The organism is Pseudoalteromonas sp. NH0006-26, assembly GCF_057552415.1.
The window spans coordinates 474,033-493,908 of sequence record NZ_BAAJMJ010000002.1 but is presented as its reverse complement, the minus strand read 5'-3'; the positions used below and the strand labels follow the sequence as shown (position 1 = coordinate 493,908).

Annotated in this window: 19 protein-coding genes and 1 tRNA gene; 11 read left to right on the top strand and 9 right to left on the bottom strand. The window is 40.6% G+C overall.

Annotated elements, in window-relative coordinates:
- The first annotated feature begins 4 nt into the window (after nt 1-4).
- The 3 genes from hflC to AC27JR_RS04930 all read left to right on the top strand — a co-directional run bounded on the left by hflC (nt 5) and on the right by AC27JR_RS04930 (nt 3,171).
- A complete protein-coding gene (gene hflC, locus AC27JR_RS04940) occupies nt 5-883 on the top strand; it encodes a protease modulator HflC (protein ID WP_008466298.1) in 879 nt (292 codons plus the stop codon).
- A 210-nt stretch (nt 884-1,093) separates the two neighbouring features.
- Nucleotides 1,094-2,407, top strand: a complete 1,314-nt coding sequence (locus tag AC27JR_RS04935; RefSeq protein WP_008113490.1) for an adenylosuccinate synthase — start codon at nt 1,094-1,096, stop codon at nt 2,405-2,407.
- A gap of 125 nt (nt 2,408-2,532) precedes the next feature.
- Nucleotides 2,533-3,171 (top strand): tetratricopeptide repeat protein, encoded by a 639-nt coding sequence (locus AC27JR_RS04930; protein ID WP_076919426.1) that lies wholly within the window; start codon nt 2,533-2,535, stop codon nt 3,169-3,171.
- Nucleotides 3,172-3,321: 150 nt separating this feature from the next.
- Here AC27JR_RS04930 and AC27JR_RS04925 read toward each other — a convergent pair whose 3' ends face one another.
- Complete coding sequence (locus tag AC27JR_RS04925) at nt 3,322-5,181, bottom strand: cation:proton antiporter (RefSeq protein WP_008113488.1); 1,860 nt, start codon at nt 5,179-5,181, stop codon at nt 3,322-3,324.
- Between the two features lie 862 nt (nt 5,182-6,043).
- Between AC27JR_RS04925 and proB the strand changes: the two genes are divergently transcribed.
- Nucleotides 6,044-7,150 (top strand): glutamate 5-kinase, encoded by a 1,107-nt coding sequence (proB, locus tag AC27JR_RS04920; protein ID WP_008466300.1) that lies wholly within the window; start codon nt 6,044-6,046, stop codon nt 7,148-7,150.
- The gene (locus AC27JR_RS04915; RefSeq protein WP_487172946.1) at nt 7,147-8,394 is read left to right on the top strand and encodes a glutamate-5-semialdehyde dehydrogenase; all 1,248 of its coding nucleotides are present in this window, start codon (nt 7,147-7,149) and stop codon (nt 8,392-8,394) included. The genes proB and AC27JR_RS04915 overlap by 4 nt, the downstream gene beginning before the upstream one ends.
- Before the next feature lie 179 nt (nt 8,395-8,573).
- Here AC27JR_RS04915 and AC27JR_RS04910 read toward each other — a convergent pair.
- Nucleotides 8,574-8,649, bottom strand: a tRNA-Ala gene (locus AC27JR_RS04910).
- A 165-nt stretch (nt 8,650-8,814) separates the two neighbouring features.
- Here AC27JR_RS04910 and AC27JR_RS04905 point away from each other — a divergent pair.
- Together AC27JR_RS04905 and AC27JR_RS04900 are read left to right on the top strand one after the other, a co-directional pair.
- Complete coding sequence (locus tag AC27JR_RS04905; protein WP_487172945.1) at nt 8,815-9,201, top strand: hypothetical protein; 387 nt, start codon at nt 8,815-8,817, stop codon at nt 9,199-9,201.
- Nucleotide 9,202: 1 nt separating this feature from the next.
- The gene (locus tag AC27JR_RS04900; RefSeq protein WP_055012388.1) at nt 9,203-9,703 is read left to right on the top strand and encodes a prolyl-tRNA synthetase associated domain-containing protein; all 501 of its coding nucleotides are present in this window, start codon (nt 9,203-9,205) and stop codon (nt 9,701-9,703) included.
- Here AC27JR_RS04900 and AC27JR_RS04895 read toward each other — a convergent pair.
- A complete protein-coding gene (locus tag AC27JR_RS04895; protein ID WP_055012389.1) occupies nt 9,670-10,818 on the bottom strand; it encodes an MFS transporter in 1,149 nt (382 codons plus the stop codon). The two genes, AC27JR_RS04900 and AC27JR_RS04895, sit on opposite strands and share 34 nt — an antisense overlap.
- 194 nt (nt 10,819-11,012) lie before the next feature.
- Between AC27JR_RS04895 and AC27JR_RS04890 the strand changes: the two genes are divergently transcribed.
- The 4 genes from AC27JR_RS04890 to AC27JR_RS04875 all read left to right on the top strand — a co-directional run bounded on the left by AC27JR_RS04890 (nt 11,013) and on the right by AC27JR_RS04875 (nt 14,154).
- Nucleotides 11,013-11,552, top strand: coding sequence for a DUF2058 domain-containing protein (locus tag AC27JR_RS04890; RefSeq protein ID WP_036980338.1), 540 nt, complete (start codon nt 11,013-11,015; stop codon nt 11,550-11,552).
- 173 nt (nt 11,553-11,725) lie between these two features.
- On the top strand, nt 11,726-12,049 hold the full coding sequence (locus tag AC27JR_RS04885) for a c-type cytochrome (RefSeq protein ID WP_008113473.1): 324 nt from the start codon (nt 11,726-11,728) through the stop codon (nt 12,047-12,049).
- A gap of 134 nt (nt 12,050-12,183) precedes the next feature.
- The gene (locus AC27JR_RS04880) at nt 12,184-12,951 is read left to right on the top strand and encodes a class II aldolase/adducin family protein (protein ID WP_008113470.1); all 768 of its coding nucleotides are present in this window, start codon (nt 12,184-12,186) and stop codon (nt 12,949-12,951) included.
- Nucleotides 12,952-12,978: 27 nt separating this feature from the next.
- Complete coding sequence (locus AC27JR_RS04875) at nt 12,979-14,154, top strand: mandelate racemase/muconate lactonizing enzyme family protein (RefSeq protein WP_487172944.1); 1,176 nt, start codon at nt 12,979-12,981, stop codon at nt 14,152-14,154.
- A 100-nt stretch (nt 14,155-14,254) separates the two neighbouring features.
- Here AC27JR_RS04875 and AC27JR_RS04870 read toward each other — a convergent pair whose 3' ends face one another.
- The 6 genes from AC27JR_RS04870 to AC27JR_RS04845 form a co-directional block, all read right to left on the bottom strand.
- On the bottom strand, nt 14,255-14,641 hold the full coding sequence (locus AC27JR_RS04870; protein WP_487172943.1) for a hypothetical protein: 387 nt from the start codon (nt 14,639-14,641) through the stop codon (nt 14,255-14,257).
- Nucleotides 14,642-14,644: 3 nt separating this feature from the next.
- Nucleotides 14,645-16,207, bottom strand: a complete 1,563-nt coding sequence (locus AC27JR_RS04865; protein ID WP_487172942.1) for a S41 family peptidase — start codon at nt 16,205-16,207, stop codon at nt 14,645-14,647.
- A 48-nt stretch (nt 16,208-16,255) separates the two neighbouring features.
- Nucleotides 16,256-17,095: an amidohydrolase family protein gene (locus AC27JR_RS04860; RefSeq protein WP_487172940.1), complete on the bottom strand. Its 840-nt coding sequence runs from the start codon at nt 17,093-17,095 to the stop codon at nt 16,256-16,258.
- A complete protein-coding gene (locus AC27JR_RS04855) occupies nt 17,092-17,820 on the bottom strand; it encodes an SDR family NAD(P)-dependent oxidoreductase (protein ID WP_487172939.1) in 729 nt (242 codons plus the stop codon). The genes AC27JR_RS04860 and AC27JR_RS04855 overlap by 4 nt, the downstream gene beginning before the upstream one ends.
- 21 nt (nt 17,821-17,841) lie before the next feature.
- The gene (locus AC27JR_RS04850) at nt 17,842-18,330 is read right to left on the bottom strand and encodes an FKBP-type peptidyl-prolyl cis-trans isomerase (RefSeq protein WP_487172938.1); all 489 of its coding nucleotides are present in this window, start codon (nt 18,328-18,330) and stop codon (nt 17,842-17,844) included.
- Between the two features lie 85 nt (nt 18,331-18,415).
- Nucleotides 18,416-19,864 (bottom strand): transglycosylase SLT domain-containing protein, encoded by a 1,449-nt coding sequence (locus AC27JR_RS04845; RefSeq protein WP_487172937.1) that lies wholly within the window; start codon nt 19,862-19,864, stop codon nt 18,416-18,418.
- Nucleotides 19,865-19,876: the final 12 nt, after the last annotated feature.

Genomic DNA, 19,876 nt, shown 5'->3' with positions numbered 1-19,876 from the left:
AGCAATGAAAAACTTTAGTTTAGTAATCCTATTAGCCGCCATTGTGATGTCTTTCTCGTCGGTGTTCGTGGTCTCTGAAGGTCAAAAAGCGATTGTACTTTTATTTAGTAAAGTGCAAAAAGACAGCGATGAACAAGCGGTAGTTTATGGTCCGGGTTTACACTTAAAAGTCCCATTTTTTAGCCAAGTACGTCGCATTGATGCACGTATTCAAACGCTAGATGGTACACCAGATCGCTTTGTAACTAGCGAGAAAAAAGACTTAATCGTTGATTCGTTTGTAAAGTGGCGCGTAAACGACTTTAGCTCTTTTTACCTGCGTGCACGTGGTGATAAGCAATACGCTGAAACGCTACTTAAGCAAAAGGTAAACAATGGACTACGTACTAATTTTGGTACGCGTACTATTCGTGAAATTGTATCTGGTGAGCGTAGCGAGCTGATGGAAGAAGCGTTAGTACAAGCGTCTGAAAGTGCTAGTGAGCTGGGTATTGAAGTACTTGATGTGCGTGTTAAGCAAATTAACTTACCACAAGAGGTGAGTAGCTCTATTTACCAACGTATGCGCGCTGAGCGTACTGCAGTTGCTAAAGAGCATCGCTCTGAAGGTCAGGAAAAAGCCGAAACAATTCGTGCAGGTGTTGACCGTCGTGTAACAGTAATGCTTGCCGATGCAGAACGTAATGCTCGTTCTGTTCGTGGTCAAGGTGATGCTGACGCTGCTGCGATTTACGCTAGTGCTTACAATAAAGACCCTGAGTTCTTTAGCTTTGTTCGCTCTTTAGAAGCTTATAAGCAAACTTTCAAAGGCAAGCAAGACGTGATGGTGTTATCACCGGATAGCGACTTCTTCCAATACATGAAAGGCGCGAAGGCTCAGTAATCATAGCTTTAGTTAAATTTGAAAAAGCCCTGCAATTGCAGGGCTTTTTGTTATCTCAATTTTAAGGCTATAAATGATTGTTATTTATGTGATTATTAGCTAAACACTGATGTTTACTAGCCGCACGAGGAAAAAATAAGCTAAACGGGGTGAACATTGCTTTAGTTTTCTGGTAAAATCTCGTCCTAATTTTCTCTAAGTGAATTTGCAATGGGTAAAAACGTTGTTGTACTAGGCACCCAATGGGGTGACGAAGGTAAGGGTAAGGTAGTTGACCTCCTTACAGATAAAGCATCTTTAGTAGTTCGTTATCAAGGTGGTCATAACGCTGGCCATACTTTAGTGATCGACGGTGAAAAGACAGTTCTACACCTTATTCCATCGGGTGTATTACGTGACAATGTTAAATGTGTGATTGGTAATGGTGTTGTTTTATCACCAGAAGCGCTAATGAAAGAAATTGGCATGCTTGAAGAGCGTGGCGTACCTGTACGTGATCGTCTTTTAATCAGTGAAGCATGTCCGCTAATATTGCCTTTCCATGTTGCATTAGATGTAGCTCGCGAAACTGCGCGTGGCGATAAACCAATCGGTACAACTGGTCGTGGTATCGGTCCAGCGTATGAAGATAAAGTAGCACGTCGTGGTTTACGTGTTGGCGATTTATTCAATCCTGAATTATTTGCTACTAAGTTAAAAGAAGTATTGGAATACCACAACTTCACATTAGTGAACTACTACAAAGTAGATGCTGTGGATTTTCAAAAAACGTTTGATGATGCAATGGCTGTTGCAGACATTTTAAAAGCAATGGTAGTTGATGTAACTGAGCTTTTAGATCAAACGCGTAACGCCGGTGACAACATCTTATTTGAAGGTGCACAAGGTACACTACTTGATATTGATCACGGTACTTACCCTTATGTAACATCTTCAAACACCACAGCTGGTGGCGTTGCTACAGGTGCGGGTTTTGGCCCATTACACCTCGATTATGTACTAGGTATCATTAAAGCGTACACAACACGTGTAGGTTCAGGTCCTTTCCCTACAGAGCTTTACGACGGTCTTGATAAGCAAGACCCAGTAGGTAAGCATTTAGGTGACAAAGGTCATGAGTTTGGTGCTACTACAGGTCGTTTACGTCGTACTGGTTGGTTAGATGCAGTGGCTATGCGCCGTGCAGTCCAAATAAACAGCATTTCAGGATTTTGTTTAACTAAACTTGACGTTTTAGATGGTTTAGAAACACTTAAAATCTGTACTGGTTATAAGCTTGAAGATGGCACTGTGACAAACGTGACGCCATTAGCAGCTGAAGGTTACGATAAAGTAACGCCAGTATACGAAGAAATGCCTGGTTGGTCTGAAAATACAGTGGGTGTAACATCGCTTGAAGGTTTACCTAAAGCGGCAATTGATTACATTAAACGTATTGAAGAAATCACTGGCGTACCTGTTGATATTATCTCTACAGGTCCAGATCGTGTTGAAACGATGATACTTCGTAGCCCATTTGCATAATATTGGGTTTATGTTGAAAAAAGCTGCCATGTGCAGCTTTTTTTATGTCTGCAGAAAAGTGACGCTATTAATAGTGGAACGATCTTTGTATATTATTTGGTAAGTTTATTTTTAAAGTGGTTAATATGCGTTTATCTTCTCGTTGCTCTATGTGGTCATTATCACTACTCACACTTTCTTTATTTAATGTAAGCAATAGCTTAGCTGAAGAAAGTCCTGCAGCTGTGCCGCTGTATACTGAATCTGAGTTAATAGCTTTAATTAATGAGAACACTCATCTAGCGCGCGTAAAGGCAGATAATTGCCAGTTAGTACAAGATATAGAAGCGCGAGCCAATAAAATGGCATTGCCATCATATCAATTCCTATACGGTGATATGCTCGCTTATAAAGTGTGTGTTGAGCGTGATGTTGCTTTAGGTGTGTATTACATGAAAAAAGCGGCTGAGCAGGGCTTAGCGGCTGCATTAGAGCAACTAGGTCGCTACTACGACGTTGGGCAGTTGGTCCAAAAAGACAAAACCATGGCAATAACCTACTTACGTGAGGCGTCAGCGCAAGGCAACTTAAAAGCGCAGTTACGATTAGTTGGCTTGTTTAATCAAGGTTATGGTAGTCCAAGAGATTTCGAAGATGCTTATCGTTGGCTGTTTAACACCACGGTAGCCGATAAAGCGACACATAAAAAAATAGAGCGAGCATTAACAAAACTTGCTGAAAAAATGCCAGCCAGTGTCGTTACCCGCGCGCGCTTACCTATGTAACCTAAACTCTGGATAATAAATCTATTTCTGGCTAGAGAGAATAAACCTAATTATGACTATGATTTAATATGTTAGTAAATCTCTTAACCAGAGTTCAGGTATGTAAATAAAAAGCGAGAATGCCTTTGTGGCAATCTCGCTTTTTAGTTATTACTCGTCTTTTTTATTGTCTTTGGCTTTGTTATTGGCCGGATCTTTTAATAGCGATATCTTAGGCGGCTGTAACGCAACCACTCGCTCACCTTCTTGTGGTGGCTTTTCCATATCACTGGTAAAAGGCCTCATTTTCACTGGTGCGTCTTCATCACTGTCTTTATCACCTTTAAGAATAAATAGCGGGATCGCTTCAGGATTCATTTCTAAATACTGCTGCCAGCTAAATTCTTCAGATATTCGCGTTGCACTCACTTTGCCGCCTTTGGCTATCACGCTACTTAAACGAGCATATGCGCCGTTTTCACCAAACAAAATTTGTCGTGATAAGAACGTTGCACTGTCTTTATTTGCTTTAGCATGTGATGAAGATGAGCGTAGTGAAAATACATTTTTTTCATTTAATAAATGAGAAAAATACTGCACCCCTAATGCGTTATGATGGCGATTAGGTGAAAGCGCTAAAACACTGCGAATAGTGGTTAAAGGTAAATAGCGTTCAGCATGCTCAGATTGTGGGTTACCGTAATAACAAGGTAAACCATCCATACGTGCCATTTTACAGTTTTCCCAAGCAGGGTCTGATAAATGAACGGGAATGTTTTGTTCTTTCAATCCACGAGCAATCGCTCTAGATACATGGTTTGCACCAATAATTAAAATAGTATTAGGGGAGGGCTGGCGCACCCCAAGCAATTTAGCAACAGGGATAGCGGTTAAGCTTTGCAGTACCACAGTGACAATAATAACTGTGAATATCAATGGCACCATTTTTTGTGCATCGGCTACACCGGCTTCTATCATACTTAACGCAAATACAGAACCTACGGCTGCAGCAACTATACCGCGAGGCGCAATCCAAGCCAGCACCAAGCGAGACTTCATTGGTAAATCGGTGCCAAAGGTTGAAATAGCAATACACAATGGGCGCGCAATAAATAACACAATAGCTAAGAATATAAATACGTCGCTGTCGAGCATCATTAAGTCAGATAGTTGTAATCTGGCAGCTAGTAATATAAACAAGGTTGAGATCAGAATCATCGAAAGATCTTCTTTAAACTCAAGCACCGAATCTATTTCTAAGTCATCTTGATTAGCTAACCAAATGCCAAATACAGTCACGGCCAATAAGCCTGACTCATGACTTAAATGGTTTGAAATCGAAAAACTAATTAACACTAACGCTAAAATGCCAAATTTATGTAGCTCAAATGGCAGCCATTCGCGGCGCATTAGTTGCGTTGTGATCCAGCCTGAAACCACACCAATACTCAAACCAACGCCAACGGTTTTAACTAGTGCAACGATAGTGTGGCTAAGCACTTCACCCTGACCAACTAACATCACGGCTTCAAATACTAATACCGCGAATAATGCGCCAATAGGGTCTATGACTATGCCTTCCCAGCGTAAAATACGGTCGATGTCTTGAGTGGGTCGCATTGAGTTGAGCAGTGGCGCAATAACCGTTGGTCCGGTTACAACAAGCACAGCGCCAAGTACTGCTGCGACTCGCCAATTTAGCTCTAATAACCAATAGGCGCTTAAACTGATAACGACACAGGTCATAAGCATACCAATAGAACAGAGGTTTCTTACGACTTTACTGATCCCTTTAAGCTCCCGGAAATGCAGTGTTAATGACCCTTCAAATAAAATCACAGCAACACTTAAAGACACCACAGGAAAAAGTAAATCGCCTAATAAAGCATCAGGGTCTAATACGCCAGTAAATGGCCCTAATAAAAGCCCAGTAAGCAACAAAAACAGAATAGCGGGTACTCTGAATGCCCAGGCGACCCATTGGGCTAGCACCGAACACAATGCAATACCGGCTATATAAATTGCTGACATAGAGTAAAAACTCCTTAATATTAATAATGTTTAAAAGTATAACTGTTACCTACCAGTAATACAGTGGGTATACACGTGTAAATTCAATTTAGCTAATAAATAATACTTATTTATTTAGTGTTAACGTCATTCTCTAAAATGTTATCAAAGTTATAGTCTCTATAACTCCTATTTATAGTAGTCTAACTGTATGATAGTTAATGTAAAAAACACTCGTTTTAGCAGTGTGGACCTATTTAGCTTGAATTTTAGCCTTGATCTAAGCCGCTACTTTGACGTATTATACTTCGTGTTCGAATAATTAGTTATCTAACCAAGTTTATAGTTTAAATACTTAATCATGTTAGATATAAACATTTTAACTCTCTTACTGATTGTTTTTACTTTGTTTTGTAATATTTGAACATACAATATCATTTACCGAACTCTTTGGTATGGTTTTGCTCAAGGTGTTTATTTGCTCAGTGCAGATAAATAAAGGTTTGAGTTGAACTATTACCTTTCAATATTTAATCCCCATCGTGGCGGTTAAATCTCGGTCCTTAAGTCATCACCCTATCTGTTGGTGTACCAGACTTAAGAGGCTCTATGTATGTTGTTAATAAAAAGGCCGCACACAGCTTTTTACAGCGATACATAAACAACACTTTATATTTTTTTAGTTAGTACGATCCGATTTATTTATTGGGTTAATACTATTTATTTTTGCATCTTAATTTAAAACGTTAGTTTTAGAGACGGTGTACGTGTGTGTAAAAAGTGTGGGCAATGATAAACAAATTCGACGCTGTGTTATAAACATAGCGACCTGGTTTCATTCATCTATGTGATGAATACAAATTAAATGGAAAGTTGAGCACTTATGCAAAAGTTAAATTGGCGACGTATCGTACTTAAAGTGGGCAGTGCCTTAATTGCACCCGATCAAGATGGCTGTCGTTCACGTTATTTATTAACTATCGCACAGTTTATTGTTCGCTGTCGCGCACGTGGAATAGAAGTTATTTTAGTTTCATCTGGTTCTGTAGCGGCTGGCTCACACTTATTTCCATCAGAACAACCTCGTTCAGTGGTAATGAAAAAAGCGATGGCAGCAGCAGGACAAACAGAAATGATGGCTATGTGGGATCGTTTCTTTGATTTTCCATCAGCACAGCTATTATTAACTCATGGTGACTTACGTGACCGTGAGCGTTACCAGAGTATCCGTGAAACCGTATTTACATTGCTAGAGCACGGCGTGCTACCTATCATTAATGAAAATGATGCAGTAACAACAGATGATTTAAAAGTGGGTGATAACGATAATCTATCAGCCATGGTTGCAGCAGCCGCTGATGCCGACGCATTAATGATTTTCTCGGATGTAGATGGCTTGTATGATAAAAACCCAAATTTGCATGACGATGCCATATTATTGCCTGAAATAAAATCAATTGATGATTCTATTTATGCTATGGCAGGGTGTGCTACCAGTGCGGTAGGTACAGGTGGTATGAAAACCAAAATAGAAGCGGCAGAGAAAGCCACTTCACATGGTATTGCAACTTACATTATTAATGGCTTTAAAGAAGAAACCTTTACTCGCTTGTTAGCCGGTGAAAACCCAGGAAGTGTATTCTTGCCTTATGAAAAACCAATGCAAGATTCTATTCACTGGATGACACACACCGCCAATGAACAGGGTGAAGTTGTTGTAGATGGATCGTTCGATGATTCATTAGAAGGTGAAGACGGCTGCTTACGTGGCGATGAGATCAGAGAAGTACATGGCGAGTTTGCTGTGGGCGATACTATCTTAGTTCGCAGTGAAGATGGTACGCGTTTAGCTAAAGCCACAGCAAATTACAGTAGCTGCTTGTTAAACTTTATTGCAGATAACGAGCAGAGTGAATTCAGCGAAAAAATGCAGGATTCGATTGGACCAATTATTTCAGAAAAAGATATCGCATTATTGGAGAAGTCATGAGTTTAATTACGGATATATCACGCCAGGCAGCAAAGGCTGCACATACACTTGCTTTACTCGATACCGAGACTAAAAACAAAGTGTTAACCGAGATGGCAGCGGCATTAAGAGAGCAAAAAGAATTTATAATCAAAGAAAATGAAAGTGACCTAAGCGCAGCACGCGACAATAATTTAGCAGCATCAATGATAGACCGTTTAACATTGAATGATGAGCGTATTGAAGCCATGGCTGAGGGTATCGAAGTGATTGTTTCACTTGATGATCCTGTTGGTCAGTTACGTGACATTACTGAGCGCCCTAATGGGATTAAAATTCGTAAAATGCGTGTACCACTAGGTGTGGTATGTATGATTTATGAAGCGCGTCCTAATGTAACGGCTGACGCGGGTGCATTATGCTTTAAATCAGGCAATGGTGTTATTTTACGCGGTGGTAAAGAAGCGCTTAAAAGCTCACAAGCCATTGCCAGTGTAATGCATAGCGTGCTTACTAAACATGGTTTACCAACTGCGTTAATTTCAGTGATCCCAGATCCTGACCGCGCCTTGCTCATGGAATTGATGCAGCAACGCGATAGCATTGACTTAATCATCCCTCGTGGTGGTGAAGGCCTAATTAACTATGTTACTGAAAACAGCACAATCCCTGTTATTCAGCATTTTAAAGGCGTTTGTCATTTATATGTAGATAAAGATGCTGATTTAGAAGTAGCACTAAATTTACTGCTTAATGGTAAGACTCAGCGTACTGGTGTATGTAATGCACTTGAGGGTTTAGTGGTACACCAAGATGTAGCTGATGAGTTTTTAAATCTGTGTGCAGTTGTGCTTCGTCAAGAAGGTGTAAAAATTAATGCTGACGCCAAAGCGGCTGAATATTTTGATAATGCCACTGTACTTGCTGATAACGAATTTGGTGAAGAGTACTTAGACTTAGAGTTAGCAATTCGTATTGTGCCAAGTTTTGATGCAGCCGTTGAGCACATTGCTCAATTCGGTTCAAATCATACTGAAGTTATCTGTACTAAGGACGATGCGGCGGCAGAGTTATTCCAACGTAGTGTTGATGCGTCGGTTGTTATGGTTAATGCGTCATCACGCTTTTCTGATGGCTCACAACTAGGCTTAGGTGCAGAGATTGGTATTGCAACGACTAAGTTACATGCTTATGGCCCTATGGGACTTGAGTCATTAACCACTGAAAAATATTTAGTTAATGGTGTTGGTCAAGTTCGCGAATAACTAACCGAACTCAATAAATAATAAAAGTGCCGGGCTTTGCTCGGCATTTTTGATCTCGATTTAGCAAAATTAAACACTTAAGCAAACAAAGAGATTAAAAAATACAAAGCATTATTAACAGAGAAGTTTATTTAGAATATAAAAATAAGGATATTACTTAAAAGGAGAGGGTAGGAAAGTGGTGGAGCTAAGCAGGATCGAACTGCTGACCTCCTGCGTGCAAGGCAGGCGCTCTCCCAGCTGAGCTATAGCCCCACATTCCTAATTTACATGTACTGTAAATGCTTAAGTGCTGAGTCTTAAGCGGGGTGAACTTTAAATATTTTTACGTTTTCGGTCAAGTATTTTTTCACAAATTTTTCCGTTTTAACTAATTTTTGTTAAACTCAGCCTCAATATTTACTAAAACGACAATACATAATGAAAAAATACGCTTTAGTTTTCATGACTTTTCTTTTTGGCTGTGCCAGCTCGGTAGATGAGCCTCCCTATGAAATTAATAATCAACAATTTTATGACACTGTTGATGATCAAGGTAACAAGCTTTTTGCCTATGTGGTCTCTGTAAAGGCTAAGAGCCGTGAGCAAATTAATATTAATAAAAAGCTAACCCGAAGCGATGTAAAGCGTTTTGCCGAACAAGAGCACTTTGAAGAGTCGAGCGTGCTCAAGTTGCAATTAGAAGATCAAGCGGTAGAGTTTCTCAATAAAGAGCTTGCACAACGTAACTATTGTGCAGATAAGCATGAAATAAACGAAGTGCTATGGCGAGATTTAAGTGTGCAATTAAGAGGGCGTTGTTTGTAGTATGTTAGCAGATAAACAAAAATTAGCGGCGGTGTTAGCCCAACTTGATATTAACTATGATGTGATTGAGCATCCAGCGTTGCATGGTAGCTTAGATGCTGACGAGCTGATGGTGAATCGCCCAGGAACACGTTTAAAAAATCTATTTTTGCGAGATAACGAAGGTAAGCGTCATTTTTTAGTGATCACCGCGCATGATAAACAACTCGATTTAAAATCGTTGTCTAAACAGCAAGGGCTATCGCGTTTAGGGTTTGCCTCTAATGAGCGCTTGGCTAAGTACTTAAAAGTTGCACCAGGTTGTGTGTCAATGCTCAGCTTAATGAACGATAAGCAACGAGATGTAACGCTTTGGCTTGATCAGGATATTTGGTTTGGCGATTTATTTCATTGCCATCCATTTGAAAACACCCAAACATGGTTATTAACTAAGCCTGATTTACTGCGTTTTTTTGATTTTACTGAACATCAGCCGCGGGTGATGTTTTTACCCTCGCGCTGAGCCCACAAAATAAGACCCAGCCCACATAAGCAAACCGCAAGAAGTGTTGCCATAAATGCGGTTTGCCCGTGTGCTTGATAAACCACCCCAGGTAATAACGATCCTAGTGCGCCACCGCTATAATAAAATGACACGTAACAACCATTAGTAACACTCGGTGGAGCGTGACTAATTTTATTAACCAATGGTGCCGCTGTTGAATGAATTACAAACATAGCGCCACAAAAGAGTGTGAATGCAATTAAAAACAACATCAGTGAATGACTCATTAATAACACAATACTGAGGTTATAAAACAGGAATACCAATGCCAATAAGCGCCAAGCTGAGGTCATTTTTTTTAATAACCACGGGGTAAAAATAGAGGCTAACGCGCCAATTAAATAACCACTATAAACTAAGCCAATGTCGCGGGTGTTATTAATTAAAAAGGTATTTTTTAAAATAAAAGGCAAGTAGTTTAATAATGCGGCAAAGCAAAAAAACATACAAAATATGGCACCATAAAGTTTAAGTACCGAGCCTTCTTTAAGTTGTTTCATATAATCTAAAGGTGATAACACTTCACTAGAGCTACTCAGGACAAAGCGTTTATGGGGGATGCTAAGCGAGAGTATTATCAACATGGCAGCAATTAAGTAATAAAAACTTTGCCATGACCACAAGTCGCTAAAGAGCGCAGCCAATACTCGGCCAAAATAACCACCGACAATAGTACTACCAATATAAAGAGTCATATTTTTTTGTAATGTATCGGCTTGATAGCTCATACCAATATAACTGGTCATAGCGGTTAAAGCGGCCGGTAAAGTTAACCCTTGTAAAAACCGAACAAGTAATAGTAGCTCAAAACTAGGGGCATAAATAAATAATAAACAGCCGACACCGAGTAATAACATTGCGATGCGTAAAATTAATAATGGGTTTCGCTTGGCTAGAAACAACCCATACACCAAAGGGGCAATGGCTAAAGGCAGCATAGTGGCAGTCATTAAGCTGCCTGCAATGGCTGGCGCTACATTAAATTCGGTGGCAAATAAACTTAATAATGGCTGTGGTGCGTATAAGACAAAAAAAATAAAAACAGAACAAAGGAGTAAGTGAGATAAGCGCATTGACTGCCGTTAACATTGCTTATTAGTTGAGTCGCATTATATACAAAACTGCTAGGGTTTTCATAAATTAACCTTTATTGCGCTAAATCATGCTTTGTTTTCAGTAGTTTGTTAGATTAATACCAATAGCGCTGTTATTTACGCTCGTTGGTGATTAAAATAGCATTAATATTCGTTTTTAGTGGGAACACGCCATGGGGTCACTACAAGAGCAATTGCTCCAAGCTGGTTTAACAACATCACATAAAGCCAAAGTTGCTAAATCAGAAAAGCGCAAGCAACAGAAAAAGCAAAAGAAGGGAGCGACAAGCAACCCAAATGATTTGCAAAAGCATATTCAGCAAACCAAGCTTGAGCAGCAGCAAAAAGCCGAAGAGCTTAACAAAACGCGCCAAGAAGAATTAAAGCAACGCGAGCAGGTAGCCCGTGTTAAGCAAATTTTAGAGCATCACAATCAAGAGTCAATTCGCGGTGAGCGTACCTTTAACTTTACTTATGAAAATAAAGTAAAGGGCCTTGATGTGAATGAGCAAACGCAAAAGGCGCTCTCGGGCGGACGTTTAGCAATTTGTGTATTAGAAGGCCAGTTTTACGTATTAGAAGACGAGCCTGCACGCAAAGTGGCTGAGGTTGATGAAAAGTATATTGTGTTTCATGTTGAACCTGAGAACAAAGCCAAGGACGAAGACGATCCGTACGCTGATTTTGAAGTACCAGACGATCTTATTTGGTAAGGTGTTATTAAGTATCTGCTCAGCTAAGGCAAGCTAATATTTGTTTTATGAGGGATACACGTATTTGTTCTGATTGATCGTCAAACCTTATCAAGGACGTATGCTTTTTAAAGATTTATTGACTACAATTATCACAACCGTTTTTTTTAACCGTAAAAAGAAGAGTAAATACAATGAGCAAGATAAAAACACTTTTATTAGGCGCGGGTATTGGTTTAGCCGCAAGTTTTTCATTTTCAGCCGCCGCTGCTGATGGCGCTGCACTTTACACCGCTAAAAATTGTCAAACATGTCATGGTGCAGATGGTAAAGCACCTATTATGGCGATGTACCCTAAACTAAATGGTCAAAACAAAGAGTATTTAGTAGCGCAAATGAAAGACATCAAGTCAGGCGCACGTAGCAATGGTATGTCTATGGCGATGAAAGCAATGGTTGCGACTGTGACTGATGAAGAATTTGAAGCAATTGCCGATTACCTATCAAAAGTACAATAATCGCTAACGCAATCTAAAAAGAGCCACACCTTTGTGTGGCTTTTTTATTTGGTGATTGCCATCATGCGCATACTCATTTAGACTTCTAAACATCTACAATCACTAGCGCTATGCTGTGTTTTAAAAGGCTTGTTATGTTTGATTTACCCCAGCTCGATTTAAAAAATAAAGTATCAGAACAAGAGTGGCAACTACGTGTTGATTTAGCCGCATGTTATCGATTGGTAGACCATTTTCGTTGGGGGGATTTAATTTATACGCACCTTTCTGCTCGCCTACCGGGTACGGATCATTATTTAGTAAACGCGTTTGGTTTAACGTTTGATGAGATCACTGCATCTAACTTAGTTAAAGTCGATTTAAATGGCCGCATTATTGACGACACTCCATTTGATATTAACCCGGCGGGGTTTACCATTCACAGTGCCATTCATGAAGTACGTGAGGATGCCCATTGCGTCATACACCTGCACACTAAAGAAACCATTGCAGTTGCAACACAAAAAGAAGGGCTGTTACCGTTAAGTCAGTATTCGATGTTTTCATTACCTTCTCTGTCTTACCATGGTTATGAAGGTCTAGCGGTGAATGATGATGAGCGTAAACGCCTGCAAACAGATTTAGGCACCACCAATCATATGCTATTGGTGAACCACGGCGGCTTAACGGTAGGGCCAACAGTAGGTGATGCGTTTATGCGCTTTTATGACCTTCAGCGTGCCTGTGAAATACAGTTAGCCATTCAATCAAGCGTCCAAGAAGCGATTGCAGTACCACAAGCTATTATTGATAACATTTATAACCAAGCGAACGTTGTTCACAGCGGCAGTACTGGGGGGCAGCTAGCATGGCCTGCCATGTTACGAAAAGCGTATCGTCTTGACCCAAGTTTTGCAAAATAACCGATAAAGGTTAATAAGGAATTTTTTATGAAAGTAAATCGCGTTGAAGTCTTTGATATTCATTGTCCTGAACGTCCTGCATGGACGCCGGTATTTGTTCGCATTCATACCGATGAAGGGATTAGCGGTGTAGGTGAAGCCGGTCTTGCGTATGACTTAGGTCACAGCGCTGCCGCTGCGATGATCAAAGAAATGGCCGATGCCTTTTTAATTGGCCACGACCCGTTTCAAACTGAAAAACTATGGTCACGTATGTTGCGTGAAAGCTTTTGGGGTTTAGGCGGTGGGCCTGTAGTTTATGCAGCAATGAGTGCAATTGATACGGCGCTTTGGGATATAAAAGGTAAAGCATTGGGTTTACCTGTTTATCAGTTACTTGGTGGTAAAGTTAATGAAAAACTACGTACTTATGCATCACAGTTACAGTTTGACTGGGACAGCGAATTTAAAGCATTGGTGCAGCCACAAGAATATGCTGAAGCGGCGCTTAAGGCAATTGCAGAAGGTTACGATGCAGTAAAAGTTGACCCAATTCAATATGATAAAGATGGCAATACCTATTACGATCGTACAAATATTATTTCCCGCCCAGAAATGAAACTATACCGTGCCCGTATGCAAGCTATTCGTGAAGCCGTGGGTGACGAAGTCGATATTATTTTTGAATGCCACAGTTTACCGGGTGCGACATCAGCAATTCAAATTGGTGAGATTGCAGAAGAATTCGACTGTATGTATTTTGAAGAGCCAGTGAATTATTTGAACCATTCGTTACATGCCAAAGTGGCTGATAAAGTGGCTGTGCCTATTGCTGGCGGCGAGCGCTTATATAACCGTTGGGGTGTGCGTCCATATTTGGAAGATCAAAGTATTGATGTATTGCAGCCAGATATTGGTTTATGTGGTGGCTTTACTGAAACTAAAAAAGTATGTGATTACGCCGATATTTTTGACGTGCGTATTCAGGCACACGTATGTGGTGGGCCGGTTGCAACCGCGGCAGCATTGCACTTAGAAACAGCGATCCCTAACTTTTTAATCCATGAACATCATACTTATGCGATTAAAAAGTGGAACCGAGAATTATGCTTACAAGATCCACAACCTAAAAATGGCTTTTTTGAAGTATCAGAAGAACCAGGTCTTGGGATTGAACTTAACGATGAAATTGTAATGCGCTCACAACGCGTAGAAATAAAATAAATAACCTGAACTCTGCTTGAGATGGATTTATTATCCAGAGTTCAGGTTAAATAGCTCTATTTATGAATAGCCGGTAAGTGATAACTCACTTACCGGCTTTTTATCGCTGTGGATTTATTTTACAAAGCACCTGTTTTAGTTCAATGGTTGCTTTGCTATCAAGGTGGCGAACAAAACAGCGCTCTACCTTAATCATCAGTTCAAACTGATCCGGCATATTAAGCTGCTTGCCCATAATCGGATTTCCCTGAGAGTTTTTGTGATTAAGTTGCTCAAGCGTAACTGTGCTTGAGGTTACAAAAACGTCATCGGCTAATTGAACCTGCGAGCTATGTAGCAGTTGCGTAATAGCCTCGGCTACTTTAGCGCTATTTGGCTCAACCAGTAACGCATGTTGCAACTTAGGTGTGGGTTCTGAGCTTTGCGCTAAGCAACCCGTTAGCCCTAATGTCGCTGCAGCCATGCTTATTGCTAATAATATGTTCATTGCTTATCTCATGTTATCACTAAGAATAATATTTTGTTCTAGCATGGTTTGAACTCGCATATCTTTTACTTCTGGCATATCGGTGGCGATAGTGGGCGCAAAACCAAGAACACTATTTATTGAGCTTGGGGCAGGGCAACTGCCGTTTTCTCTATAGCTCAGCGCAGTATCGAGTAAGCCTTCACTTGCATCACCTAAGCGTTTAGTAAAGTCATCAGCAACAGCACACCCTGCAATACGAACAGGTTGGCGTGCGTCATCAATAGTATTTTGCGGTGCAAAGCCATCTGAATACTCACCAAAACCTTTATTGTTTTCGCCAGTAAATTGAATGGTAAAATAAGTGGTGTCGCAGTTATCGGTAGGGTAAAAGCCATAGGGTTTACCACAGGTGCCTGCGCCTATCTGAATAATTTCAACATCTGCTCCGCGCAGCCCGTTAATGATAGCCTCACTAGCCGAGCAGGTACTGCTGGTGGTGAGTAAAAATACCCTTTCCAAGTTCAAGGTGGGTAACGGCGTGCCTGCTACAATTGCAGGATTATTTTCAAAGCCAACAAAACGATTTGTAAAAGGCATCGGTGTCAGTGTTTGCCCTGTCACAGGGTTAGTATTGGGGTATTTATCGTTAAAAATAGTGCGTTCGAATATTTTGCCCTGCGTGTTATTGCCCCCTACCATGTAGCCTACTTGGCTAGCCATTTGTAATAGTCCCCCTCCGTTATAGCGCACATCAATGACTAAATCTTTAATGCTACTGGCAGCGAGTTGGTTAAAGGCGTTGTAAAGCTGTGTCTCGGCTATGGCGTTGTGGCTATTAAATTGAAAATAACCTACATCACCATCGGCTAAATCGGTACGAACATTCATTACTGGTTGCGATTCGATATTTTGAGACGTGAGCGTAACAGTGCGATTTTCATTGGTGCTGATATCCCTAAATACAAATTCGGTAACTTTACCCGTTTGCTCGGGGAATAAACCTGCATTAATAATACCTACCTCACTCGATGATGTGGTGTTAATAAAATCAACACCATCAACTTCTAAAAGCTCAAAACCACGAATAATATTTTGATTACTAGCTGGGGTATTTGGCTCGGTGTAGCTAACAATAGCTTGGCGTGGCGCACTACCTGCAATTATTTTTATGTTAAAGCCATAACCAAAGCTCAGGCCAGATTGGCTTTGTCTTTGCCACTCATCGGTCGGCAAACTAAAGTGAAAATTATCTTTTTGCGCACCCGATTCAGTCAGTTGCTCAGTTTTTAAAGTATTAAAGTAATCAATAACGCCTGATGTTAATGCCGGATTGGTATCAATAATTTCGTCATACCATAGGTAGGTTTCGTTACTCCAAGAGCGTAGCCAGTTTTTTTCATTAATTGCTTGGCATTGACCTTTAAATTGTCCTGAGCTAGCAAATACACCTGAAGTCCAGCCGCTATTATCCGTTGTTGGATTGGTCGCATTGTCGCTACCTCCACCGCCACAACCTGTTAATAAGGCGGCTAGCGAAAAAGGAAGTAATGTGTATTTAAGAGAAGGTGAATTAAAAATGGCCATACGCATGCTCGTTTTTTAAACTGTTGAGCTAAATATAGCGGTTTTTATTTAGAGTTGATAGAGGCGCGCTGCATTTTTGTAACTCAGGTGCTGCCAGATAATAGTATCGTCACAGAGAGTGCGGTAATGTTGCCATAACTCATTGTAGTTAATGTTAATTTGGCACACTGGGAAGTTGCTGGCAAACATCACTCTTTGCATACCAAAATGCTTTAATATATGTATAAAACATTGGCTTTGCAGCTCGCTATTAAGCATGAGTAACTCAAAACCTGAAAACTTAATCGCAACATTAGGCTGCTTTGCAAGTAGTTCAATTGCAGCTGCCCAGTTAGCAAGGTTGTGTGCAAGCCCAGTGTGATTAATGATTATTTGTAAGTCACTAACTTGGTTGGCATAAGAAATGAGCCGCTCGGTGATGTTGAGGTTTTCTACTTCAAATTGGGCTTCAAAATGCAGCTTTAATTGGCTCAAGTGCTGCAGGTTATCGAGGCAATGTGGGCTCAATAAGCGCTCGGCATCATGACCTTCAGTGATATCTCTAATGCCTACAAGAGAGCAATGTTCTAGCTGCTGAAGTGCTAGTTTAAATGCGTTATTTGGCTGGTTAATTGTTGCAAAGCTAATCGCTTTATAAGGTATGGTTTTAATATGGTTGGCTAACCAGTTTAACTCTTTAACGGGCTGGTTATTATCAAAGCCTGCTTCTATGTGCACTAAACCAACGAGTTCAAAGTCCGTACTTTTGATCAGTTCAGCAACGCTAATCGGTTGTTTTATTTTATCTAAGTTAGACCAAGCTGGTGGGTTAGCACCTTGCAGCCAAGTGTATTGACCCTCCAGCAAATTAAAAAAGTGCAGATGCGGGTCAATAATTTTAGTGCTCATTGTGCTGTGTAGCCGCCATCAATACGTTGCAAGCTGCCAGTAATAAAGCTGGCATCTGCACTTACTAAAAAGCTTACCAGTGCAGCAACTTCATCGGCTTGACCTAAACGGTTGAGCGGTTGTAAGGCGGCTTCTTCTGCAACAATATCGGTTTTGTTAGCACCACTTCTTTTACAATATGCATCAATTGCATTATGAAATAACGGCGTTTCTATGGTGCCAGGGCACACTGCATTAGCGCGAATATTAAAGCTTGCGTAATCCAAGGCGGTGGTTTTAGCCATTGAAGCCAATGCATGTTTAGTCAGGTTATAAGCAAATGAGTTTTGTTTACCAATAATGGCCTGATCTGAGGCAATTAACACAATAGCGCCATCTTGCTGTGCTTTCATAGTTGGTAATACGCTTTGTATAGCCGCGTACGCACCTTTAACATTAAGTGCCATTAGCGCATCGAATGTCGCTTCATCGGTTTGCTCAATTGTGGCACTTAAATGTTTACCAGCATTTGAAACAAGTACATCAATTCGTTGTGTTTTTTCAATAATAGCCTGTATACACAGGCGTACGGCGGTTACATCACTAACATCACATTGATGAAAAATACCACTCTCACTGGGCTCAATATCTAAGTTATGAACCTGATAGCCGTTAGTTAATAATCGCTGTACCACAGCAAAGCCAATGCCTTTAGAGCCTCCGGTTACTATTGCAACTTTTGACATACTTGTTCCTTTAATTAGCAATTAATGTGCGTGGCCGCAACCACCTTCAGCATGAACGTGGCCATGAGAGATTTCTTCGCTTGTTGCTTCACGAACTGATACAACCTCAACATCAAAGGTCAGTGTTTTACCAGCAAATGGGTGGTTTAAATCACAATCAGCATTAAAGCGGCCTACTTTTACGATAGTCACTTGATGGCGACCTTGATTTGATTGCACCATCGCAGTCATACCAGGCTTCCATACTTTTACATCGCCTTGTAAGTGCTTAAGCGGGATGCGTTGAATTAAGTCATCAACACGATCACCGTATGATTCACTTGGAGATAACGTAACGCTAAATTTATCACCAGCGGCTTTACCTTCAAGTGCGGTTTCTAAACCAGGTAGCATGCCTTCGCTGCCGTGAATGTAACTTAATGGCGCGTCGTTTAGGCTGCTTTCTATTTGCTCACCCGCTTCGCTAAGGGTGTAATGAAATTCAACGGCAGAATTTTTACTGATTTGCATGTTTGTCTCTTTGAATGTTAGCTAGGATCTGTTGATCTTTGCGGATTAAAAAACAATTTTACGCGAAATACTTTGCTTTAGAAACTTAACGGGGATGATTTAATGTATTTTGTAAATCGAGTAACAGATCTTTTTTAGCCGGTGTGGCTTTAGGTGTAGCGGCTTGGGGTATAAATAAAACTAACTGAGTCCCAGGTTTTAATACGCTAGATGCTGATAATTTATTCCAACGTGCCAAATCGCTATGAGCAACGCCATACAACTGACTTATGTTCCAAAGGTTATCACCGGGTTTAACGTGGTAATCTACCTCGATGGTTGGAATGACTGGCTCTTTTTGTTCTAAGTAAGGACTTATTTTATAGTTAATAGTGAGCGACTCAGGCAAAGTTTGCGGCTCCCCTAAAACAAGTTTTTCGCCAACGCCAATAAAGTTATTTTGCTTATTATTGAGCTGTTTTAGTACTTTTAAGGGCAAGCCAAAATGCCTAGCAATACCGTATAGCGTGTCATTTTTTTTGACTATGTATTCCCCTGCAAAATTGGCTTTAAAAAAGCGGTTTTTTAATAAAGCTTGTTGCTCAATAGGGAGTAGCAAAGTGTGCGGGCCATGGGGTGAGCTTTGGTTTTTTAAATAGCCTCGATTAAGAGCATGTAGCTGTTTTGCACCCATACCAGAGAGCTTGGCCATAATTGAAAAATCAAACTGTTTTGCCACATTTAACGAGGTAGTCAGTGCTTTATAAGGAAGCTTTGGGCGTTTAAACTTTGCCTTAGGGTGTTTTACTAAATAGCTTAGTGCTAATAGTTTTGGTACATAGTCAGCTGTTTCTTTTGGTAGGGTTAGTGCCCAAAAGTCAGTTGATTTACCTCGTTTTTGATTGCGTTTTATAGCGCGCTTAACTCGACCTTCACCGGTATTATAGGCAGCAAGTGCATGCAGCCAATTACCATCAAAACGTTTATGTAAATAGCTTAAGTAATCAAGTGCCGCATCGGTTGAGGCCAATACATCTTGGCGTCCGTCGTACCATTGATCAGATTTAACCCCAAAATGATGCGCGGTTGCTGCAACGAGTTGCCACACACCGACTGCATGTTCGCTTGAGCGTGCGGTAGGTCTAAAGCCACTTTCTACAAACGGTAACAAGGCGAGCTCCATCGGCAGGCGCTTTTGCTCAACTTTTTTTACGATATGGTATAAAAAAGGCTCTGCACGTCGAGACACTATTTTTAAATAATTAGGCTGTTTTAAATACCAGTTAATGCGTTTTTTTAACGCCTGATTTTGCTCAACCGGTAAATGTAAGTTATTAGCGATATGTGCCCATAAGTCAGTCGGTTGAGTCACTTTATGGGCTTTAGGTATTGCTTTTTTATTAATAACTTTGTTGGTGTTTGTAGAGGTCGGCGTGTTTGATTGTGCGGCTTTTTGCTCTACAGGTGCAGGGACTACAGGCGCAATGATCTCTGGCTGTGTGGTTTTACAGCTACATAGCAATACAATGGCAAAGCATAAGATCAAGTGACGCATTTTGTTCCTTTT